We start from the raw sequence: 20,398 nt of genomic DNA, 5'->3' as shown, positions 1-20,398 counted from the left end.
GCTAAAGCTAAGACTAAGGCATATGGCCGTTTAATCTATTGAACCGCTAGTTGATCGGCCATAGTTTGATAATCCATCAGATCTTGGTGTTCCTCGACCCTGTGATTATCCATATCGAGTTTAATTGTCGTGACCCCTGGGATTGCCAAGTCAATAATCTTACCGGGTTTACCAAACTGAGCACCAGGTCCCTTATAGTGGTAGCTGCCTATCATCACAACCAAGGAGCCTGAGTTAAACATATGTTCGATATTAAAGCCGTATTCGAGTACGCCCTGATGGGCACGTCTCAGAAAGCTAATGATGTGCCTACGGCCTGTATAGGTCTTGCTTGCGGTTCTGTCTTTGAAGACGCTATCTCTGTCATAGAAGGCATTTAATGCCTTGTAATCGTGATCTGTGACGGCCTGAATATACTTCACCGCTAACTGCTGTTCGAGTGGCATCTCTCCGGTGTTGGCCACCGAAGGTAAGCAGATAAAAGCAAAAACAAGGCAAAGAGAGCGTGAGATCATCATAATTAATTCTTTAAGTTTTTCTTCAAATCGAATGCGGGCAGAGACAGGTGCCATTTAATGGCAGCGAGTCTGATGCAAAGCGCCACAGTCATGGAGACTAGCATCGCATGCATATTCTCCACACCTAAGTGGATGCTGACGCTGTAACATATCCCACCTAAGATAGATGCGGTAGCATAGATCTCGGTTCTCAATATCATGGGGACCTGACGGCATAATAAGTCTCGAATCATGCCTCCTCCCACGCCAGTTATCAAGCCCATGACTACGGCTATCATGCCACCTAGCTCGAGACTCAGTGCTTTCTCTGCGCCAATAACGGTAAACAGAGCCAATCCCAGAGCATCGGCTATGGGCAACGTATGTTGGGGGACCTTCTTAGGTCTTCGCACTAGAATCAAGGTCAATAGCACAGTGATCAAGATGACGACGATATAATTGGGATCACGGATCCAAAATACCGGAGTCGTTCCCAGAAGGGCATCCCGAATGCTACCGCCACCGACGGCGGTTACCGAAGCGAGTACTATGACTCCGAAAGGGTCCATGCGGTGTCGCCCCGCGGCTAGCGCCCCCGAAAGGGCAAAAACGGCGGTGCCACAGAGATCGAAGAAGTAGATCCACTCAATCATTCGTCCATCTCTTTCAGGTGAAGGTTGAGGGCATCGACAGAGATGCGGATCTCAATCACTGAGAGCAGCAGTGAATAAAGTAGTAAGAGTAAACTAGAGCCGAAGATAAAAGAGCCGGTTTTATTGAGTCCAACATAGATGAAGATCATGCAGAGCACACACAGGGCGAAACTCATGACTCCGGCCTCTTGCATGCGCCTGATGATACTGATGCGCCGACGTAAGTTTCTTAACTGCTCACTATGAACTGGCTTGCCGTCACTGCTCAGGCTTCTGATCAGGGCCGCTAGGGCAAAGAATCGATTGGTGTAGGCCAGCAGCAACAAGGAAATTGCCGGGAATAGCAAAGCGGGAGTCGTTAAAGATACATGAATATTGTCGAACAAATCTTATAGCCTATGTCGAAGTGTGTTGAGCCGATAATGAGAATGATACCTATGGAGAAGCATATGTCTAGACTGAAGAGCCCCCTAAGTCTGTAAATAGCGTAGTGCCGCCCAGATGAGTGGGATCAGGATAAGAAAACTGAGCCAAAGTGTATAGCCTGTGCTGGCTAGTTTTATCGCTGCTGAGATAGCCTGGCTATCAGGCTTAGGGCCATAAATCAGCTTGGTGACTTCGACGCGGTGATTGTTAAATTTCATCGGCCCACCCAGCTCAACTTTGAGTACGGATGCGGCTATTGCACAGGTGTTAATGCCGTTATAGAGGGGGCCTTTATTAGATAAGGGCTTAAAAAGCAAAAGTATGCTTTTAGGACCACCTTGAATCGCCAGTGTGAAATTCCACAGCCAGCTAGGGACGATAAATAAGGCGGCGCTCAGCAGGTTAATCGGTTGACCAAAATGCTTAAATTTAGGGTTAATCGCCGGCCAGCATAGTTCAAGTTTCTTTATCATTCGAGTGGCGAGTACCAGAGGTGCACCACCGAGACTAAAAAATAAAATCGTTGAAACTGTGCCGTAAACCGGTGTTGTGACCAATTTTTCTATGGTCGCCTTGCTTATGCCAACACTGCTTAATTGTTTTGTATCCCGATATAACCACAGAGAGAGCAGCTGTCTGGCGAGGGGTTTATCTTCTCTACTCAATGCTTGCCTCACCTCGCCAGCGACCTGTTTAAAATTATCATCATTTAAGCAGAGATATAGAATGATAAATTCGAAAAACCAGGGGAAAGCGGCGAGTTGTAACAAGAAGTAGATGATGGCCCAGAAAGGCAATATCAATAGTATCGCCGCCATAGAACCAGCTATGATTTGTTGAGAGGGTGACCGGTTACTGTGGGCCACTTTTTTGGCCAACTCTTTAGCAAGCAAGCCGAACCAGACTATGGGCTGAAACTCTCTAGGCAGTGACGCTAGGCGGGAGAGTAATAAGCTGACAAGAAGGATCATGGTTCCTTGATAAAACACACTGTCGTTGAGCAGCTGCTGGGCAAACTCTGGAACCATGATAATGACCTTGCTAGATTTTTGTAATGACTAAACTCTAAAAAACATTAGTAATAAACAGTAGTATTTATAAGTGTTTAAGTAAAGCCATCACCATTAAAGCTGACTGGTGGCCGGCTTTAACTAAATAAGCGTCAAAATCTACCGGAGAGTCATTATTGGCATTATCTGACAGTGAGCGAATGACGACAAAAGGCACCTTAAACTGGTGGCAGACTTGAGCTATAGCAGCACCTTCCATTTCGCAAGCTGCCATGGTCGGAAAATGGCTGAGCATGGTCTTAGTACGCTCAGGATCGCAGATGAAGCTGTCACCAGTACAGATTAAACCTTGGATGGCTTTTACATCGTCAAGACTGGCAACCGCCTTGTTAGCGGCGATTATTAATTTCTCATCGGCAACAAAAGCGGCGGGTTGGCTGGCCATCTGGCCTATCTCATAGCCAAATGCGGTGACATCGACATCATGGTGTCTGACTTCTGTGGAGATAACAATATCACCGATAGCCAGTTCATCGACGAAACCACCGGCTGAGCCAGTATTGATCACGGCATCGGGAGCATATTTTTCGATAAGTAAGGTTGTGGCAATACTGGCGGCGACTTTTCCTATGCCGGAGCGGGTGACTATCACCTCGGTACCATCTAGTGTACCTGCGATGAACTCGATGCCCGCGATCGTCTGTGATTCTGTAGACGACATAGCAGCGATAAGATGAACAACTTCTGGCTCCATAGCGCCGATAATACCGATTTTCATTGAGTAACCTTAAATATGTGTTAAGCAAAATTTGATGGAGGCTAACTAATACCGATTTTCATTGAGTAACCGTAAATGTATTAAGCCGAATTTGATGGCGCCAATATAACATAACTTGTTAACCGGAATTACTTTTTGATGGGCAAAAAAAAGCACATCAATCGATGTGCAAATCACAAGTAAAGCGTTTCTGATCCCTATCGGCATAAAACCAATAAGGATCAGATCATTGACCTATATTGTTTGTCATCACTCAAAGGTATTGAGAATACCCAGTGCCGCATCTCGCCCTTCGGCGATCGCTGTCACGACTAAGTCTGAACCGCGCACCATATCACCGCCGGCGAACACCTTAGGGTTCGTCGTTTGGAATGGATTATCGGCAGCTTTCGGTGCCACTACGCGTCCCCACTGGTCAAGGTCAACATTATGATCTTTGAGCCAGCTAGCAGGACTGGGTTGGAAACCAAAGGCGATGATGATGGCATCGGCTTCGAGTAAGGCTTCACTGCCCTCCATCACCTTGGCGCGGCGGCGTCCACTGGCATCGGCTGCACCCATCTGGGTTTCAGCGCAGGTGATGCCGATCACTTGTCCATCTTGGGTTTCGATAGATACAGGCTGTCTGTTGAAGAGGAAGTTGACGCCTTCCTCTTTAGCATTTTGCACCTCGCGGCGAGAACCCGGCATGTTGGCTTCATCACGGCGATAGGCACAAGTGACCTCTTTGGCCCCCTGACGAATAGCGGTGCGGACACAATCCATGGCGGTGTCGCCACCGCCTAGTACCACGACCCTCTTGCCTTCGAGGCTCAGGTAAGGTGACTCGGTATCTTGGGTACCCATGATGTGATGGGTATTGCCGATCAGGTAAGGCAGCGCCTGATGAACGCCTTGGGCATCTTCACCGGGCAAACCCGCCTTCATGGCTGTGTAGGTTCCCATACCTATAAATATGGCGTCATAGTCATTGATTAAGTCGTCGAATGGCAGGTCCTTGCCTATGGTTACACCCAGTTTGAATTCGATCCCCATGCCTTGCATTACTGTGCGGCGAGTCGCCATCACAGCTTTATCCAGCTTAAATGCCGGGATACCATAGGTGAGCAGGCCGCCAATCTCAGGGTTCTTGTCGAATACTACAGCTTGAACACCGTTACGGGCGAGAATGTCGGCGCAGCCAAGTCCTGCCGGTCCGGCTCCGACAATGGCGACTCGCTCTTTTCTGGCCACGACTTTACTCAAGTCGGGGCGCCAGCCCTGTCCGATTGCGGTATCTGTGATGTACTTTTCTACGTTGCCGATAGTCACGGCGCCAAACTCTTCGTTGAGCGTACAGGCGCCCTCACATAATCTGTCCTGTGGGCAGACTCGACCACAAATCTCAGGCAAGGTATTAGTCTCATGCACCAGATCTGCCGCTTCCATTATGCGTCCCTCTTTAGCCAGTTTCAGCCAGTTTGGGATATAGTTGTGCAGCGGACATTTCCATTCACAATAAGGGTTACCACAATCGAGACAACGGTCCGATTGCTCTTTTACCTGGCTCTGAGCGAACGGCTGATAAATCTCAATAAATTGAGTGGCACGCTTCTTTACAGGGTGCTTTACCGGATCGATACGATCGACTTCGATAAATTGAAAATCATTGCTCATAGCGTTATTTCCCCCGCTGTACCTTCAACGTCTAATTCTGTTTTCTCATGCATAATCACGATAAATTTAAAGTTATTGTTCATCTTGTTATTTACCCCGCGATCACTTTTAGTTCAGGTTGTTGCTGCTCGAGTCTCAATAGATCCGAGACAAGGACATTCTTAGGTTTGACTAACACGAAGCAGTCGAGCCAATTTTCGAAATCATTCAACAGCATTTTCGCGTGTTCACTGCCCGTTTCTGCCAGGTGTTCTTCAATTAGCCCCTTCAGATGCTGCTGATGTATGGGTGAGTCGAGTTTTTGAGTATCGACCGACTCGGTATTCACTCTTCGGTTAAAACGGCCAAAACGGTCGAATACATAGGCGAAACCACCAGTCATTCCGGCGCCAAAGTTAACCCCTGTTTTACCCAATACCAGGACAATTCCGCCAGTCATATATTCACAACCGTTATCGCCCAGACCTTCAACGACTGCAAGTGCTCCTGAGTTTCTGACCGCGAAACGTTCCCCTGCAATTCCAGACGCAAATAACTTGCCGCCAGAAGCGCCATAGAGACAAGTGTTACCTATGATAGATGAGCGCTCGCTCTGGAAGTTGCTACCCAGAGGGGGATGTATGGTGATCTTACCGCCTGACATGCCTTTACCGACATAGTCGTTGGCATCACCACAGATAGTTAACTCTATGCCCGGGCTGTTCCAAACACCGAAGCTCTGACCCGCGCTGCCATGAAACTGCAGGTTAATGGGGGATTTTGTTCCCTCTTTACCCACAGTAGTGGCCACGAATCCCGACAATGCAGCACCAACGGAGCGGTCGATATTGCCAATCTCGAAGCGAGCGGATATTGACTCGCCTTGCTCAACGGCGTCTTTGCATTTGGCTAAGATCTCTTGGTTTAGCTTACCGATATCTGAGGTCGGGTTGAGCTCTTTCCAGGTAACAGCGCTGCCCTCAGGGACCTCAGGTGTGTACAAGATGGCGCTTAAGTCGAGACCATTTTGCTTAGGAGTGTCACCGCTCAGTGCATATAACCAGTCGCTACGACCCACGAGTTGTTCAAACTCGGTGACGCCTAAGGCCGCCATCTCTTCGCGAATTTCTCTGGCAACGAACTCAAAATAGGTCATCACACGCTCGGGAAGGCCATGATAATGCTCGTTTCTGAGTTGCTTATTCTGGGTTGCTATGCCTGTTGCACAATTGTTGAGGTGACAAATACGCAGGTATTTACATCCCAGGGCTATCATAGGCACAGTACCGAAACCGAAGCTTTCCGCTCCTAATAAGGCTGCCTTGATGACGTCTCTGCCCGACTTTAAGCCCCCATCGACCTGAAGGCGGATCTTATGACGCAAGCCGTTCTTCACCAGAGACTGATGCACTTCGGCAAGTCCTAGTTCCCACGGGCTGCCCGCATATTTAACTGAGGTTATTGGGCTGGCACCGGTACCGCCATCGTAACCTGAGATGGTGATCATATCGGCGTAAGCCTTGGCCACGCCAGTGGCTATGGTGCCAACACCAGGCTCTGAAACCAACTTAACCGAGATCAGCGCCGTAGGATTAATCTGTTTAAGATCGAAAATTAGCTGGGCTAAGTCTTCAATCGAGTAAATATCATGATGCGGTGGTGGCGATATTAATGTCACTCCGGGTTTGGCATTACGCAGACCCGCGATCTCAACACTCACCTTATCACCGGGTAGCTGACCGCCTTCACCGGGTTTTGCCCCTTGGGCTACCTTGATCTGTAACACTTCGGCATTAACCAAATAATGGGCGGTGACACCGAAGCGCCCCGACGCTATTTGCTTGATCTTGGAGTTACCTTCGGTGTTGAAGCGGCGTGGATCTTCTCCGCCTTCACCCGAGTTAGAACGACCGCCGAGTCGATTCATCGCTACGGCGAGCGCTTCGTGTGCCTCAGGGCTGAGTGCGCCAATGCTCATGGCCGCACTGTCAAATCTTGTATATAAGTTAGTGGCCGACTCGACACTGTCTAATGCCACCGCTGGCAGCTCTCCCTTAACTTCGATGAGATCTCTCAGTGTCGCTACCGGACGCTTGTCTACTAGCTCAGTGAAGCGCTTATAAGTGGGGTAATCTTTGTCTTTCAAGCAAGCCTGAAGCGTGTTGACTACATCCGGGTTGAAGCTGTGATACTCGCCCCTTCGACATACTTCAATAATCCACCTTGGCTGAGTGGTTGGTGTGCCTGGAAAGCAACTTTATGAAGCTTGACCTGATCTTGCTCAAGTAGGTCAAAGCTGGCCCTTCGATACGGCTAATCACCCCATTGAAACAGAGGTTAACAACATCGCTTGCCAGGCCTATGGCCTCAAATTGTTGACTACAACGGTATGAAGCCACTGTGCTGATGCCCATTTTCGACATGATCTTTCTCAGACCTTTATCGATACCCTGGCGGAAATTGAGCATCAATCTACGTGTGTCGGCAATATCGCTCTTCTTCGCTAGTGCGCAGATAGATTCATAGGCCAGATAGGGGTAGATGGCTGTGGCACCGAATCCGAGCAGCACGGCAAAATGATGCGGGTCTCTCGTCGTCGCTGTTTCAACCACGATATTGGTGTCACAACGTAGACTCTTGTTGACGAGTACATACTGTATGGCTCCTACGGCCATGGCAGCTGGAATAACCTGTTTAGACTTGTCGGTGGCTCTGTCGGATAAGATGAGTAGAGTGGTCCCTGTTCTGGCCAGTCTCTCGGATTCGTCACAGACTCGAGTGATGGCTTTCTCTAATCCTTCACTCAAGTCATAGTTTAGATCTATGGTGTTGGCACGATAATACATAGAGTCCAAGGCCATGAGCTGATTGAAATCACTGTAAAGTAAAACTGGTGAGTTAAACATGACACGATAGGCATGCCCCGTGGTCTCATTAAATAAGTTCTGCTCCCTGCCGACGCATGTGGTGAGAGACATCACGTGCTTTTCTCTCAATGGATCGATCGGAGGGTTAGTAACTTGGGCGAATTTTTGTCTGAAATAGTCGTATATAGTACGAGATTTCTTCGACAGCACGGCCATTGGCGTATCGTCACCCATAGAACCCGTGGCCTCTTCTCCTTTCTGTGCGAGTACCCAGATGACATCTTGCAACTCTTCCCGAGAATAGCCAAATTGCTTGTGGTATTGCAGCAGTTGATCATCGCTAAACTCACTCACTCCCTGTGCCTCATTGGGCAAATCTTCGGCAGGCGTTAGGGTCCGACTGTTTTTAGCCATCCATTCTTTGTATGGGTGGCGACGTTTAAGGTCGTTATCTATCTCGAATGAAGAATACAGCTGACCATTAAGTGTATCTAGCACCAGTAGCTCGCCAGGGCCGACTCGACCTTTTTCGACGACTTCGTCTGGAGCGTAGTCCCATATTCCGACCTCGGAGGCCAGAGTGAGTATTCTATCTTTGGTTATCACATAGCGTGATGGACGCAGGCCATTGCGATCGACCGCACAGGCCACATGTCTGCCGTTTGTCATCACTATCCCTGCTGGACCATCCCAAGGCTCCATATGCATGGAATTGAAGTCGTAGAAGGCTTTGAGCTCTTCATCCATTTCAGGGTTACTTTGCCATGCTGGTGGGATCAACAGGCGCATGGCTCTATATAGGTCCATACCGCCAGCGAGTAACATTTCGAGCATGTTATCCAGGGAAGATGAGTCTGATCCCGTTTCATTGACGAAAGGGGCCGCTTGCTGAAGATCAGGTAAGAGAGGCGCATTGAACTTGTAGGCACGTGCACGTGCCCATTGACGGTTACAGGTTATGGTATTGATTTCACCGTTATGGGCCAGGTATCTAAAAGGCTGAGCCAACGGCCATTTAGGTGAAGTATTAGTGGAAAATCTCTGGTGGAATAGACAGATAGAGCTTTGGAGGCGGATATCGGCTAAGTCGAGATAAAATTCGGGTAGATCCGCGGGCATCATCAAGCCTTTATAGACGATAACTTGACCGGAGAGGCTGGCAACATAAAATTCATCATCGTGAGTCAGTTGCTGCTCTAGGCGGCGTCTGGCCATATAAAGACGACGTTCTAAATCCTTCTCCCGCCAACCAATGGGAGAGTTAATCAATGCCTGGTAAATTTGTGGCTGACTCGTCTTACCGATAGGCCCTAACACCTCAGGGTTGACGGGGACTTTTCTCCAACCGGCAACACTTAAGGTTTCTTTTTCTAGCTCGCGCTCAAGAAGCTGTTGGGCTTGCTGGGCTAATTTGTCATCTTGATTGAGGAAGAACATGCCTACCGCAAATTTACGGCTCAGATGCCAATCATTTTCTGCGGCAACGGCTTCAAAAAACTTAACGGGCATTTGCATGAGTAACCCACAGCCATCACCAGTACGACCGTCAGATGCAACACCACCACGGTGTTTCATGCGATCCAACCCCTGGATTGCTGTTCTTACTATTCGGTGGCTGGGTTCACCGTCCATTTGGGCTATTAGGCCAAAACCACAATTGTCTCGCTCAAAACTGGGGTGATATAAGCTCATACACGACTCCATAAACTATAACTAAAATACTACTCGGGGAAATTCTTGTTATATATATGCACCCGAACCATTCAAATTAACCCTTGATAGTGCAAAGGTCAAACCAAATTATTGCATAAAATATGGTTGTTAACGCCTGTTAGATACAGGTTTAATAATGCGTTTACGTTTACGTTAACTGTTAAAGTTGCTGTATAACGTTATGAATAAAAAGAATTTTAGCTTTGTGTTGAATGTTAATTTACTAAGTGGTAACAAACTGAAGTTCACATATTATTTTATTAAAAGTGATTTTTTTTGCATCTGCAATGAATTATTCTTGAATCTTACGTGTGATTATTTATGCATGGCTAGTGATTTAAGTAACACTGTTTAGCCTGGTTTTGATCTGGATCTCATTAATCTGAGCCGAATTGAACGCCTGAGAGTAAAACTTTCGACTGTCAAGAGTTTGATATAACGCGATGTTTGCGATGGGAGGATGGATTAAAATATTGTGATTGTTTTCCTAGATAATTAGAGTAAAGAGTGGGACTGGATCATTACGTCAATACCTTTGGTGTTGCTTGCAAGAAGCAATATGGTGAAAAGCTTAAAAAATTAACCATAGATGCGAAATTTACTTGCCCTAATCGGGATGGCACCTTAGGCAAAGGCGGATGTACCTATTGTAATGTGGCTTCTTTTAGCTTTGAACATGGCACTGAGCTCTCCATACAGGAGCAACTCAAGCTAGGCCGTGAAAGGGCTAGGGGGAAAGCTTCGAAATATATCGCTTACTTTCAAGCTTATACCAGTACATATGATGAGTATCGAGTCCTGAAAGCTAAGTATGATGAAGCCATCAGGGATCCCGATATTGTGGGGCTTTGCGTAGGTACTCGACCAGATTGCGTGTCTGATGAAGTCATAGATTTACTCCTGGGTTATCAAAACCAAGGAATAGAGGTCTGGCTCGAACTCGGTTTGCAGTCGGCGAATGATAAGACCCTTAAGCGGATCAACAGAGGGCACACATATAATGACTACCGCGATACCGTACTAAGAGCCAGGGCAAAAGGGCTTAAAGTTTGCACCCACCTTATTCTTGGGCTACCCGGTGAAAGTCATCAAGACTACTTATCTTCTCTCGAAGCAGTGCTCAGTGCCGGCGTCGATGGCCTTAAATTACACCCTCTACATATTGTCGAAGGCAGTACTATGGCCAAAGCATGGCGAAATGATCGCATGTCACTGCTAACCATGGAAAAATATGCCTATAGTGTCGGAGAATTGATCCGGTATACACCCAAAAATATTATATTTCACCGTGTTACTGCTTACGCTAAGAAACCCATGTTATTAGCCCCTGACTGGTGTGCATTTCGTTGGGATGGCTTGGTCGCGATTGTGAATGATTTGAAAGCCAAGGGAGAGCAAGGGAGTTATTTGAATTTTAAGATAAACTCGTTCTAGAGCCAAAGATATTGCAGTTAAATAACAGATTCAATTAATAAACAGTTAATGAATGGTTAAAAAGTATCAGTTTTTACTGACATATCACTCAATTAGTTGCACCAGCAATTATAGCGGGTATTATGTGGTAAATAGTCTTTAATATAGTCAAAATTTTTGAGAGGTGCCTGAAGATGGCAACAGCTGAAATAGAATCAATTTTGGATCTTAATACACTAGAACAATACTGTAGCGCTATCGGTGCAGGTACCTTATTGAAAAGTGTCGTGTTATTTGAGCAACTAATGCCAGAGTATGTGGGCAACCTGGTTAATGCCAAAGAAGCGCAAGATAAAGATACATTATGCTCTGAAGCTCATAAATTTAAAGGGGCTGCGGGTTCTGTCGGTCTAAAGCGAATACAGCAATTTGCTCAGTTACTCCAGCACGGCGAAGAGGCTGCCTGGGCTACTGAACATGATGTCTGGTTACAAGCCATCGTCGATCATGCTAGCCAAGATTTGGCCGAGCTTAAGCAATACTTAGAATCTAAAGCTTAATTATTAAATAAGAATTCCTACCTCTTGCTAAAGCATGGGGTAAAGAAAGCCCCGATGACCCAAGATACAGCTTGGGTCATCGGGGCTTTTTATTTGTTCAGTTCAAACTACACAAGGCTCTTGATGAGTTATTGAGTGTATTCAGGCTTGCTCTTTAACGATGCAAGGCTTCAATGTTGCGAGTTCAAATCTATCACGACCTAAGCTTTTAGCTTGATACAGGGCTTTATCCGCTAAGCTCAATAGCTTCGTTTCTTCAAAATCTGTCTGGTGCGAAACGCAGGCTACACCTTGGCTTATGGTGACACCTATATTGCCCCTGGGCGTTAGAATGGGCTTGCTGCTTATGGCTATGCTGAGCTGATGGGCAACATGTGCCGCTCCCTGTATATGGGTATTAGGCATTAAGATAACGAACTCTTCACCACCATATCGACAGATGGCATCACATATTGGCCAATTTTTAATGGGTTAAGTAGATTTTGTTCACATATTAGAGGTGAAGCTTAGTCGCTTTACTTGGCCTATGTGGTAAAGTTAAATTGAATTTTTGGATAAATATTGTTGTTGGTAATCGATTTTATGAAACATTTACCCAGTTTGAAAAACCTATTCTATTTGGTTAATTTGCATCAAGAACAGAATTTCAATAGAGCTGCGAAGGTGTGTCATGTCAGCCAATCAACGCTTTCGAGTGGTATTCAAAATTTAGAAGAACAACTCGGTCATCAGTTGATTGAGCGTGATCATAAGTCATTTATCTTCACAGCCATTGGAGAGGAAGTCGTTCAGCGTTCGAGGAAATTACTGACCGATGTGGACGATCTGGTAGAACTTGTGAAACACCAGGGCGAGCCTATGACCGGAGATATCCGACTCGGGTGTATTCCAACCATAGCGCCCTTCTTGTTGAGTAAGGTGGTTAAGCATTGCCAGAGTACCTATGCTGATTTAACGTTATTCTTGAAAGAGGATACCACAGAGCGTTTATTGGATGCCTTGGGAAAGGGCGAGTTAGACCTGTTACTGCTGGCTCTACCTGTGGATACCAGTGGTTTTCATAGTATGAAGGTGGGGATAGATCCGTTTAAGCTTGTTGTTCACGAGGAGCTGACGGATGTCATACATGAACCCCTGGATTATGAATCTCTGCCCGATCAAAGCATTTTTTTGCTACAGGCTGAGCACTGTATTACCGGTCATGCCGTGAGCGCCTGTGAGCTTGCTAATAGTGCTAAGGTCAATCCGTTCGCCGCAACGAGTCTGCATACCTTAGTGCAGATGGTGAACAGTAAGCTTGGAACGACTTTTCTGCCTCAGATGGCAATCGATGCCGGGATATTAAATGATACTGAATTGAGAGTGATGCAGCCTCCGGGTGAAGCCCCATACAGAGAGATTGGTCTGGTTTGGCGTCAGACATCGAGTCGAATATTAACCTTTAGAACCTTGGGCTTGGCGATTCAAAATATATTAGAACAGAAAGATAACTAAACTATATCGCCATCTGGCAGGATTGCTTGATGGCGCTACTCTTGTTTATCCTTAAGCTTTATCGGATTTAGGTACGACGCTGAATACTTCTGTCGAGTGCTGTTTACCTTTGAGTTTGATGGGTCCTAAGCTGTTAATCTCATATTGGCTGGAATCCATATCTACTCGGGACGCGAGAGAGCCCGATATCAACATTCTTTGCCCTAAAGGATTACATTGATCTTGTAGTCTGGCCAGAGTATTTAATACATCACTGAAGAAACTTATCTCTTGCTTCTGTACGCCAACCACAGCAGCCACAACCTGACCACAATGAGCCGCAGCCTTAAATTTAGGCACGAATCCATATTGCTCTTCAAAATATTGTCGTTGCCATTTAAGCTGCTGGCTGAATTCATAGTAGATATTAAAGCTACGGTCTTTCTGAACTCCGTATTCTAAGGGCCAATGGATCAGGACTGCATCGCCCATATATCGGTAAATCTCGGCTTCATTGTTAACTACTGTGTCAGAAAGTAAGCTAAAGCTATCTTGAATCAAGCGGCTAAAACGATAGTCACCTAAAGACTCGGCATGAGTCGTTGAGGCAACCATGTCTAAATAAAGAAATAATCTCTGTTCATATCTGGGTTTATGGTATTTACCCAGGCCAATATTAAGCAATACTCTGGGGCCGACCAGAAGTGCCATCTGTTCGATAAAGGCTAAACTGACTCTGACGACAACGAGATAGACGATTAACGCTTGGAACGATGGGCTGTAAAGAATATGTGCAGTCAACATCTGCCTCAATGTCGACATATGGTTTTCTATGGCCCACATGTTCAAAAATTGGGTCATATAAGCAAGTGTCGTCGCACCAAGCAGCAGGAACAGGCCTTTAAAAATAACAGAGAATATGTATGGCAGTCTGTTGATTGCACTGAAGTCGGCAATCAGGTTCGACATCCAATGTAGGCTACCGAATATGATCCCCATATAAATAGCGAGTGTGGCGAGATCTGCAGTTCCTATCGCCCATTGAGGAAGGTCCGGAGCTTGGGCATACCTGAAAAACACAAAGGCCGCCATGGCTATTCCCCAGGCGGAAATCGCAAAAATAAGTTTTTTTGCTTGTATACGTGCTCTCACGGTATTTGAATGTTCCTAACGTAGGTCTATTGGTTCAGGAGGCGCTAGTCTATAGAAAATGACCCTATGATTTCCAGTAGTATTTGTGATCTTGGTCAAATGAAGATGATATCGGTTGATATTCAGTTAAAAAAACGCGAAAGGATCGATTGTGTGAAGGGAATTTTAAGATAAAAGCCTCTAGGGTTGGTCAATCTCTTTGACCCGTCTTTACCGATACTCTGGGTTACTGAGCGACTATTTGCTCCCTTTGGCCTAAGTTGTAGTACTTCGCCATGTCTGGCGGTGAGCTGTTGTACCTGTCCCATGGCAATGAACTCCATTATCTCTTCCCAATCTTGCTTCAGCAGGGTGAGTTCATCTGGTGTTGGAGACCATAAAATGGGAGTACCTATCTGTCTTTGGGCTACCGGAATGTTACGGCTTCCTTGTACGGGAACCCAGAGCACTGTCTGCAACTTATGATAGACAATACTTTTTTCCCAAGTCAGGCCTTGTATACCGACCAAGGGGGCAACAGTCACATAAGTGGTCTCTATCGGTTTACCCTTGTCATCGATGGGGATCGTTTTTAACTCTACACCTAGATGCAGAAAATCCTGCTCCGGTCTTGAACCTGCAAGTGCCCCGAGTTCATATTCGATCAGCTGACCCACCCAGCCCTTATCTCTTTTAAGATCGGTTGGAGTCGTGAATCCGTGAGAATCGGCAACTTGGCCTAGAGTCAGGCCAGCCATGCTGTTGGCTCGTTGCATCAGTTCTTCTATAGTTTGGGGGGAAGGAGGCGTTGTTTTCATTTAAAGGATTTTACCTAAGATATTAGATAATACCAGTTAGTTTAAATATCTGGTCATTAAATGTACCACTTGGGAGGTGTTAATAACTATTGTTCACCACCTTCACTTAAGTCACTAAAAAAAATGATATATTTCCCCGTGTTGACCGACGTAGTCAATCAATTTGAAGATTACATTATTCTTGCCCCTACTTTTCCAACATACTTATCCACAGATTCATTGGATAACTCAATTTTTTAGTCAACCAAGTCGGAGAATACTGCTTGCCAAACAATAAATTCATCTATTTTTCTCCATAATGAGCCGACTTTTACCATGGCCTGTGAATAAACTAATAAAATGTTCCTATGAGTTATTCAAAAACCTACTATGGTTAAAAAATAGACCGTTAAGGGGCTTGTATAGAGTTGGTTAGATTTTTTTGTGTTTAAGTGATTGATAGTTTTGTTTAAATTGCCTTTTGGTTAAATGGTAATACACATTTCAACCTGCTTTTTTTTTGACTGTTTAAGGCCTATATATAAGTTAAGAACAGAGATATCCACAGAATTTGTGGATATCATTGCTATTGGTTATCGGTTTCTGTTGATAAAAGTGGTTATTTAGCTTTTTTATCCAAAGTTAATCTGCTACATGTCATTTGCCGCAGCCTCGGCTTTGTGAAACAATCGTGAGATTGAAATTGTAAAATACGGAGTCCATGTGATTGATAGTGACGGCTTTCGCGCAAATGTGGGCATCATTATCTGTAATCGCTTTGGGCAGGTAATGTGGGCCAGAAGGTTTGGCCAACATTCCTGGCAATTTCCTCAAGGGGGAGTTGATGAAGGTGAAACTCCTGAAGAGGCGATGTATAGAGAGCTTTATGAAGAAGTGGGGTTAAAACCTGAACATGTTCAGATTTTAACGTCGACTCGCTCCTGGTTGCGTTACAGATTACCTAAACGTTTGATTCGACAAGATAGCAAACCTGTCTGCATTGGGCAGAAACAAAAGTGGTTTTTACTCCAGTTGAAAAGTGGTGAGAGTGCAATCAATCTCAATGCTTGTGGTCACCCCGAGTTCGATGACTGGCGTTGGGTGAGTTACTGGTACCCCGTTAGGCAAGTCGTGTCCTTTAAGCGGGATGTATATAGAAAAGCGATGAAGGAATTTGCGCCGACGGCACTGCCGTTTCAATCGCGAGAATCTCATTACGGTAATAATCACAGTAATAAAAGAAGAAACAGGCGGCGTTAACGCTTGTATAAACAATCTGGCCTTAAGCCTTAAATAGAATAGAAAATAATTGAGTTGTGTAATAGGGAGTGACTAATTGCTTAAGATGCTAAGAGATATCACACAAGCGGTGGCAGCGGCGCAAGATCTCCACTCAGCTTTAGATATGCTCGTTTCTCGTACTAAAACCGCGATGACAACTCAGTGCTGTTCTATATATCTGTTAGAGGATGAGCAACTGGTGCTCTCTGCAACAGATGGCTTATTGCAAAGTGCTGTAGGCCAAGTGAAAATGTCACTCTCAGAAGGTTTGGTTGGCCTGGTTGCCGAGCGAGAAGAGCCGATTAATCTAGCCGATGCACAGCAGCATCCTAGATTTAAGCAGTTTGAAGAAGCCGAGGAGGCAAGCTTTCGGGCATTCCTCGCAGCCCCTATCATCTATCAGAAACGAATTTTAGGTGTTTTGGTGGTTCAGCAAGCCGATACCCGTCTGTTCAGTGAGGGGGAAGAAGCGTTCTTAATGACATTGGCGGCTCAGCTCGCTATGGCGATAAGAAACCTGCGAAAGAAAGCCGAAGCACCAGACCTATTGCACTTTACGGGAACTTCTGCAGCAAACGGCATTGCTATAGCACATGCTTTGGTCATAGGCGGTCAGATAGAATTAGCCCAGCCTGAAGTAAAAGTGACCGACAGCAAGGCTGAAGTGGTTCGTTTGAACATTGCCATAGAAGCGTGTAAAGACACGCTTTCATCCTTGTCTCAGCGCTTCGAGCAAGAAGAAGATCATGAAGTTGTCTCTATATTTTCGGCTTTGCAGTTACTGCTCGATAACGCCAGTCTGGGTGGCGAATATATCAAGGAGGTAGGAGAGGGCTGGAGCGCCGTTTCCGCTGTGAGTCGGGTCTCTTTGCGTTATATAGAAGAGTTTACCCAAATGAAAGATCTCTATCTTAAGGAGCGAGCCGGAGATATTCGTGATCTTGGTCTACGGGTACTACGTCTGCTTATTGAGCCTGAAAGAATGGGTTTCGAGCCCGATGTGCCGGTGATATTAGTCACTAAAGAAGCCGATGCGACCATGTTAGCCGAGTTCCCGCGTCACAAGTTGGTCGGCATAGTGACAGAGCAGGGCGGTGTTAATTCCCATGCCGCGATTTTAGCTCGTGCATTAGGGGTCCCTGCCATCATAGGCGTAGAAGGGGTACTCACCGCAGGTATCGATAAGAAGTTATTGATCATCAATGCTAACCGAGGACAACTACTGGTTTCACCGGCCCCCGCTCTTATCGCCGAATACAGAAATCTGATCTCGGCTGAAAAAGCTTTACAGAACAGATATGCTCAAGAATTAAACCTGCCAGCTGAAACCATAGATGGTAAACGAATACATCTCTATCTAAATGCGGGTCTACTGAGCAGCTTAGAGTCTGAGATTGCAGAAGGATCTGACGGCGTCGGTTTATACAGAACCGAAATTCCGTTTATGTTGCACCAAAGGTTTCCCAGTGAATCCGAGCAGGTGAAAGTATATCGTCAGGTGCTTGAAATCGCATGCGGTAAGCCTGTCGTGATGAGGACACTCGATGTTGGCGGAGATAAGCCGTTAGCCTATTTTCCTATCAATGAGGAAAACCCATTTTTGGGCTGGCGGGGAATAAGATTATCTTTGGATCATCCCGAGCTTTTCTTAGTACAACTCAGAGCCATGATTCAAGCGGGAGCCGATAGTGACCAGTTACATATTCTCTTGCCCATGGTCAGTAGTTTAGATGAAATAGATCAGGCTATCACTTATCTGGAACAGGCGTACTTTGAGTTAAAAAGTGATCTGGGCAAAGATATTTTTAGACCTAAAATCGGCATCATGATTGAAGTTCCTGCCTTATTGTATCAACTGGCTGAAGTGGCCAGAAGGGTTGATTTTGTCTCTGTTGGCTCTAACGACCTGACTCAATATATGTTGGCTGTAGATAGAAATAACCCTAGGGTGAGCACTCTCTATGATTGTTATCACCCGGGGATCCTCAGGGCTCTGAAGCGGGCCAGATTCGATTGTTGGCAGTACCATCTTCCTGTGAGTGTTTGCGGTGAACTGGCGGGTGAGCCTATCGGAGTCATACTGCTGGTGGCTATGGGTTATGATCAGCTGAGTATGAATCAGGGCAGCCTGGCTCGGATTAACTATCTGCTGCGCCGTGTGTCTCATTCCGATCTGAGCGAGTTACTCGAGATGGCTTTGACGCTGAGTAGTGGTCAAGAGGTGAGGGAGTTGGTGAGAGAGTACTTTGAGTCCAGAGAGCTTGGCGCCATCCTTAACTAATGGATAGTCTATTGTTGCTTTTCTTAAGCTGTCTGCTTCTTGGTGGTGTGATAGGTTTCATGGCGGGTTTGTTAGGCATAGGTGGTGGCATAGTTGCCGTTCCTGTACTCCTGTATCTGTTGCCATCGGTTGGTTTCGATGGGGCCGTTCTTCCCCATGTTGCCATCGCGACCTCCTTAGCCGCCATTATCTTAACCTCCATGTCTTCGGCTCTCGCTCATCACAAGCAAGGTAATATTCCCTGGCCTCTGCTTAAGTCTGTATTGCCTGGACTCATTTTGGGCTCCTTAAGCGCAGGCTTTATTTCAAGTTACCTTAGCGCCAATCTATTGCAGACAAGTTTCGCCGTGTTTGTGATCTGTATGGCTGCTCAGATGATTTTTCCCTATCGAGTGAGCCTTGTTGACAAACAGATGCCTTCGATGCCGATATTATTTGCTGTATCGGCCGTTATTGCTATTATCGCGGCATTGATGGGGATCGGCGGTGGGGTTTTACTTATCCCCTTCCTGAGTTGGTGTGGATTACAGATGAGAAATGCCATAGGCTTCTCCTCCGCATCCGGGGTGTTTATCGCGCTCTTTGGCAGTGTCAGTTACGTACTTTCGGGCTGGAACGTGTCGGGTTTGCCGGAGTGGACCTTAGGTTATGTGTATCTGCCAGCCCTATTAGGTATCGTGATGATATCAGTCTTGATCGCTCCCTTAGGTGTGAAAGCGGCGAGCATCTGGCCGACTAAGATATTGAGGAGGATTTTTGCGCTCCTGCTAGTCGTGGTCGGATTGAAGCTAGCAATAGTTTGAGTTTAGCTTAGATATCACCGAGTAATACTCACAAGTCGTGGGGTGTTTTATCGGGGTGTTTAGTACCGATAATAAATTTTTTAGTGTGCCAGATTAAGGTCAATCGCAATGAAACAATATTTAGAACTTTGTAATCGGATCATCGATGAAGGCACCTGGATCGAAAATGAACGTACCGGTAAAAGGTGTCTCACTGTCATCAATGCCGATCTTGTTTATAACGTAGAGAAGAATGAGTTCCCTTTAATTACTACCCGTAAAAGTTTTTGGAAAGCGGCGATCGCCGAGATGCTGGGGTATATTCGTGGCTTTGATAATGCTGCCGACTTTCGTAAACTGGGTGCTAAGACCTGGGATGCTAATGCCAATGAGAACTTGGCCTGGTTGAATAATCCTCATCGTAAAGGAGAGGATGACATGGGTCGTGTATATGGCGTTCAGGGAAGGGCGTGGAGTAAACCTGATGGTGGCAGCATAGATCAGCTGAAGAAAATTGTCGATAACCTCAAGAAAGGGGTCGATGATCGCGGAGAGATCCTCAGTTTCTATAATCCTGGTGAATTTCATATGGGTTGTTTACGCCCGTGTATGCACACCCATAATTTTTCCCTGTTAGGGGACACATTATATCTCAATAGTTTTCAGCGTTCTTGTGATGTGCCTCTGGGATTGAATTTTAATCAGGTTCAGGTGTTCACTCTTCTGGTATTAATTGCGCAAATTACCGGTAAAAAACCGGGCCAGGCTTACCATAAAATTGTCAATGCTCACATTTATGAAGATCAATTGGATCTGATGCGCGATGTACAGTTGAAAAGAGAGCCCTTCGGGCCAGCTTCCTTGTCTATCAATCCAGACATCAAATCCCTCGAAGATCTTGAGACCTGGGTGACCATGGATGACTTCGAAGTATCAAATTATCAACACCATGATGCCATCAAGTACCCTTTCTCAGTGTAATAGGCCGCTTGGCTTAATTTAGTCTTAATTCACTGAATTTTCAGAGTTAACGAGTGTAGATTCATCCTCTGTTCTGTACTCGTTATACGTTTTCTATGCATAAATCCTCAGCATATTCTT

At 45.9% G+C, this 20,398-nt stretch carries 16 protein-coding genes and 1 pseudogene; 7 read left to right on the top strand and 10 right to left on the bottom strand.

The genetic code is table 11. The features are described 5' to 3' along the window. Positions 1-35 precede the first annotated feature (35 nt). The 7 genes and pseudogenes from FM037_RS21805 to gltB form a co-directional block, all read right to left on the bottom strand. A complete protein-coding gene (locus tag FM037_RS21805; protein WP_144047745.1) occupies positions 36-518 on the bottom strand; it encodes a nuclear transport factor 2 family protein in 483 nt (160 codons plus the stop codon). A 2-nt stretch (positions 519-520) separates the two neighbouring features. Next, entirely contained in the window at positions 521-1,150 is a 630-nt protein-coding gene (locus FM037_RS21800) for a trimeric intracellular cation channel family protein (protein WP_144047744.1), read from the bottom strand. Next, complete coding sequence (locus tag FM037_RS21795; RefSeq protein WP_144049080.1) at positions 1,147-1,524, bottom strand: DUF2721 domain-containing protein; 378 nt, start codon at positions 1,522-1,524, stop codon at positions 1,147-1,149. The genes FM037_RS21800 and FM037_RS21795 overlap by 4 nt, the downstream gene beginning before the upstream one ends. Positions 1,525-1,620: 96 nt before the next feature. Then, a complete protein-coding gene (locus FM037_RS21790; RefSeq protein ID WP_144047743.1) occupies positions 1,621-2,604 on the bottom strand; it encodes a cobalamin biosynthesis protein CobD/CbiB in 984 nt (327 codons plus the stop codon). A 67-nt stretch (positions 2,605-2,671) separates the two neighbouring features. Next, complete coding sequence (gene mtnN / locus FM037_RS21785) at positions 2,672-3,364, bottom strand: 5'-methylthioadenosine/S-adenosylhomocysteine nucleosidase (protein ID WP_144047742.1); 693 nt, start codon at positions 3,362-3,364, stop codon at positions 2,672-2,674. Between the two features lie 249 nt (positions 3,365-3,613). Beyond that, on the bottom strand, positions 3,614-5,020 hold the full coding sequence (locus FM037_RS21780) for an FAD-dependent oxidoreductase (RefSeq protein WP_144047741.1): 1,407 nt from the start codon (positions 5,018-5,020) through the stop codon (positions 3,614-3,616). 91 nt (positions 5,021-5,111) lie between these two features. Continuing rightward, positions 5,112-9,558, bottom strand: a pseudogene (gene gltB, locus FM037_RS21775) (glutamate synthase large subunit). Between the two features lie 528 nt (positions 9,559-10,086). Here gltB and FM037_RS21770 point away from each other — a divergent pair. Then, positions 10,087-11,013: a TIGR01212 family radical SAM protein gene (locus FM037_RS21770; protein WP_144047740.1), complete on the top strand. Its 927-nt coding sequence runs from the start codon at positions 10,087-10,089 to the stop codon at positions 11,011-11,013. A gap of 173 nt (positions 11,014-11,186) precedes the next feature. Continuing rightward, the gene (locus FM037_RS21765) at positions 11,187-11,552 is read left to right on the top strand and encodes an Hpt domain-containing protein (protein ID WP_005502146.1); all 366 of its coding nucleotides are present in this window, start codon (positions 11,187-11,189) and stop codon (positions 11,550-11,552) included. A gap of 141 nt (positions 11,553-11,693) precedes the next feature. On the opposite strand, the gene FM037_RS21760 is transcribed toward FM037_RS21765, so the two are convergent. Continuing rightward, positions 11,694-11,993 carry a GGDEF domain-containing protein gene (locus FM037_RS21760; protein ID WP_267874900.1) on the bottom strand — a complete coding sequence of 100 codons (300 nt, stop codon included), beginning with the start codon at positions 11,991-11,993 and terminating at the stop codon, positions 11,694-11,696. A gap of 141 nt (positions 11,994-12,134) precedes the next feature. On the opposite strand from FM037_RS21760, the gene oxyR reads away from it, so the two are divergent. Next, complete coding sequence (gene oxyR / locus FM037_RS21755) at positions 12,135-13,046, top strand: hydrogen peroxide-inducible genes transcriptional activator OxyR (protein ID WP_144047738.1); 912 nt, start codon at positions 12,135-12,137, stop codon at positions 13,044-13,046. 51 nt (positions 13,047-13,097) lie between these two features. Here the strand turns inward: oxyR and FM037_RS21750 are convergent, their stop codons facing one another. Next, positions 13,098-14,177: an adenylate/guanylate cyclase domain-containing protein gene (locus FM037_RS21750; RefSeq protein WP_144047737.1), complete on the bottom strand. Its 1,080-nt coding sequence runs from the start codon at positions 14,175-14,177 to the stop codon at positions 13,098-13,100. A gap of 122 nt (positions 14,178-14,299) precedes the next feature. Next, on the bottom strand, positions 14,300-14,974 hold the full coding sequence (gene mutH / locus FM037_RS21745) for a DNA mismatch repair endonuclease MutH (protein ID WP_144047736.1): 675 nt from the start codon (positions 14,972-14,974) through the stop codon (positions 14,300-14,302). A 702-nt stretch (positions 14,975-15,676) separates the two neighbouring features. Between mutH and rppH the strand changes: the two genes are divergently transcribed. The 4 genes from rppH (at position 15,677) to FM037_RS21725 (ending at position 20,278) form a co-directional block, all read left to right on the top strand. Beyond that, entirely contained in the window at positions 15,677-16,213 is a 537-nt protein-coding gene (gene rppH, locus FM037_RS21740; RefSeq protein WP_144047735.1) for an RNA pyrophosphohydrolase, read from the top strand. 76 nt (positions 16,214-16,289) lie between these two features. Next, on the top strand, positions 16,290-18,515 hold the full coding sequence (gene ptsP, locus FM037_RS21735; RefSeq protein ID WP_144047734.1) for a phosphoenolpyruvate--protein phosphotransferase: 2,226 nt from the start codon (positions 16,290-16,292) through the stop codon (positions 18,513-18,515). Beyond that, on the top strand, positions 18,515-19,318 hold the full coding sequence (locus tag FM037_RS21730) for a sulfite exporter TauE/SafE family protein (protein WP_144047733.1): 804 nt from the start codon (positions 18,515-18,517) through the stop codon (positions 19,316-19,318). The genes ptsP and FM037_RS21730 overlap by 1 nt, the downstream gene beginning before the upstream one ends. 108 nt (positions 19,319-19,426) lie before the next feature. Beyond that, a complete protein-coding gene (locus FM037_RS21725) occupies positions 19,427-20,278 on the top strand; it encodes a thymidylate synthase (protein ID WP_144047732.1) in 852 nt (283 codons plus the stop codon). Positions 20,279-20,398 lie beyond the last annotated feature (120 nt).

Source organism: Shewanella psychropiezotolerans (genome assembly GCF_007197555.1).
GTDB classification, from domain to species: Bacteria; Pseudomonadota; Gammaproteobacteria; order Enterobacterales; family Shewanellaceae; genus Shewanella; species Shewanella psychropiezotolerans.
Note: the sequence above shows the minus strand (reverse complement) of the source record. Positions and strands in the feature narration are given on the sequence as shown.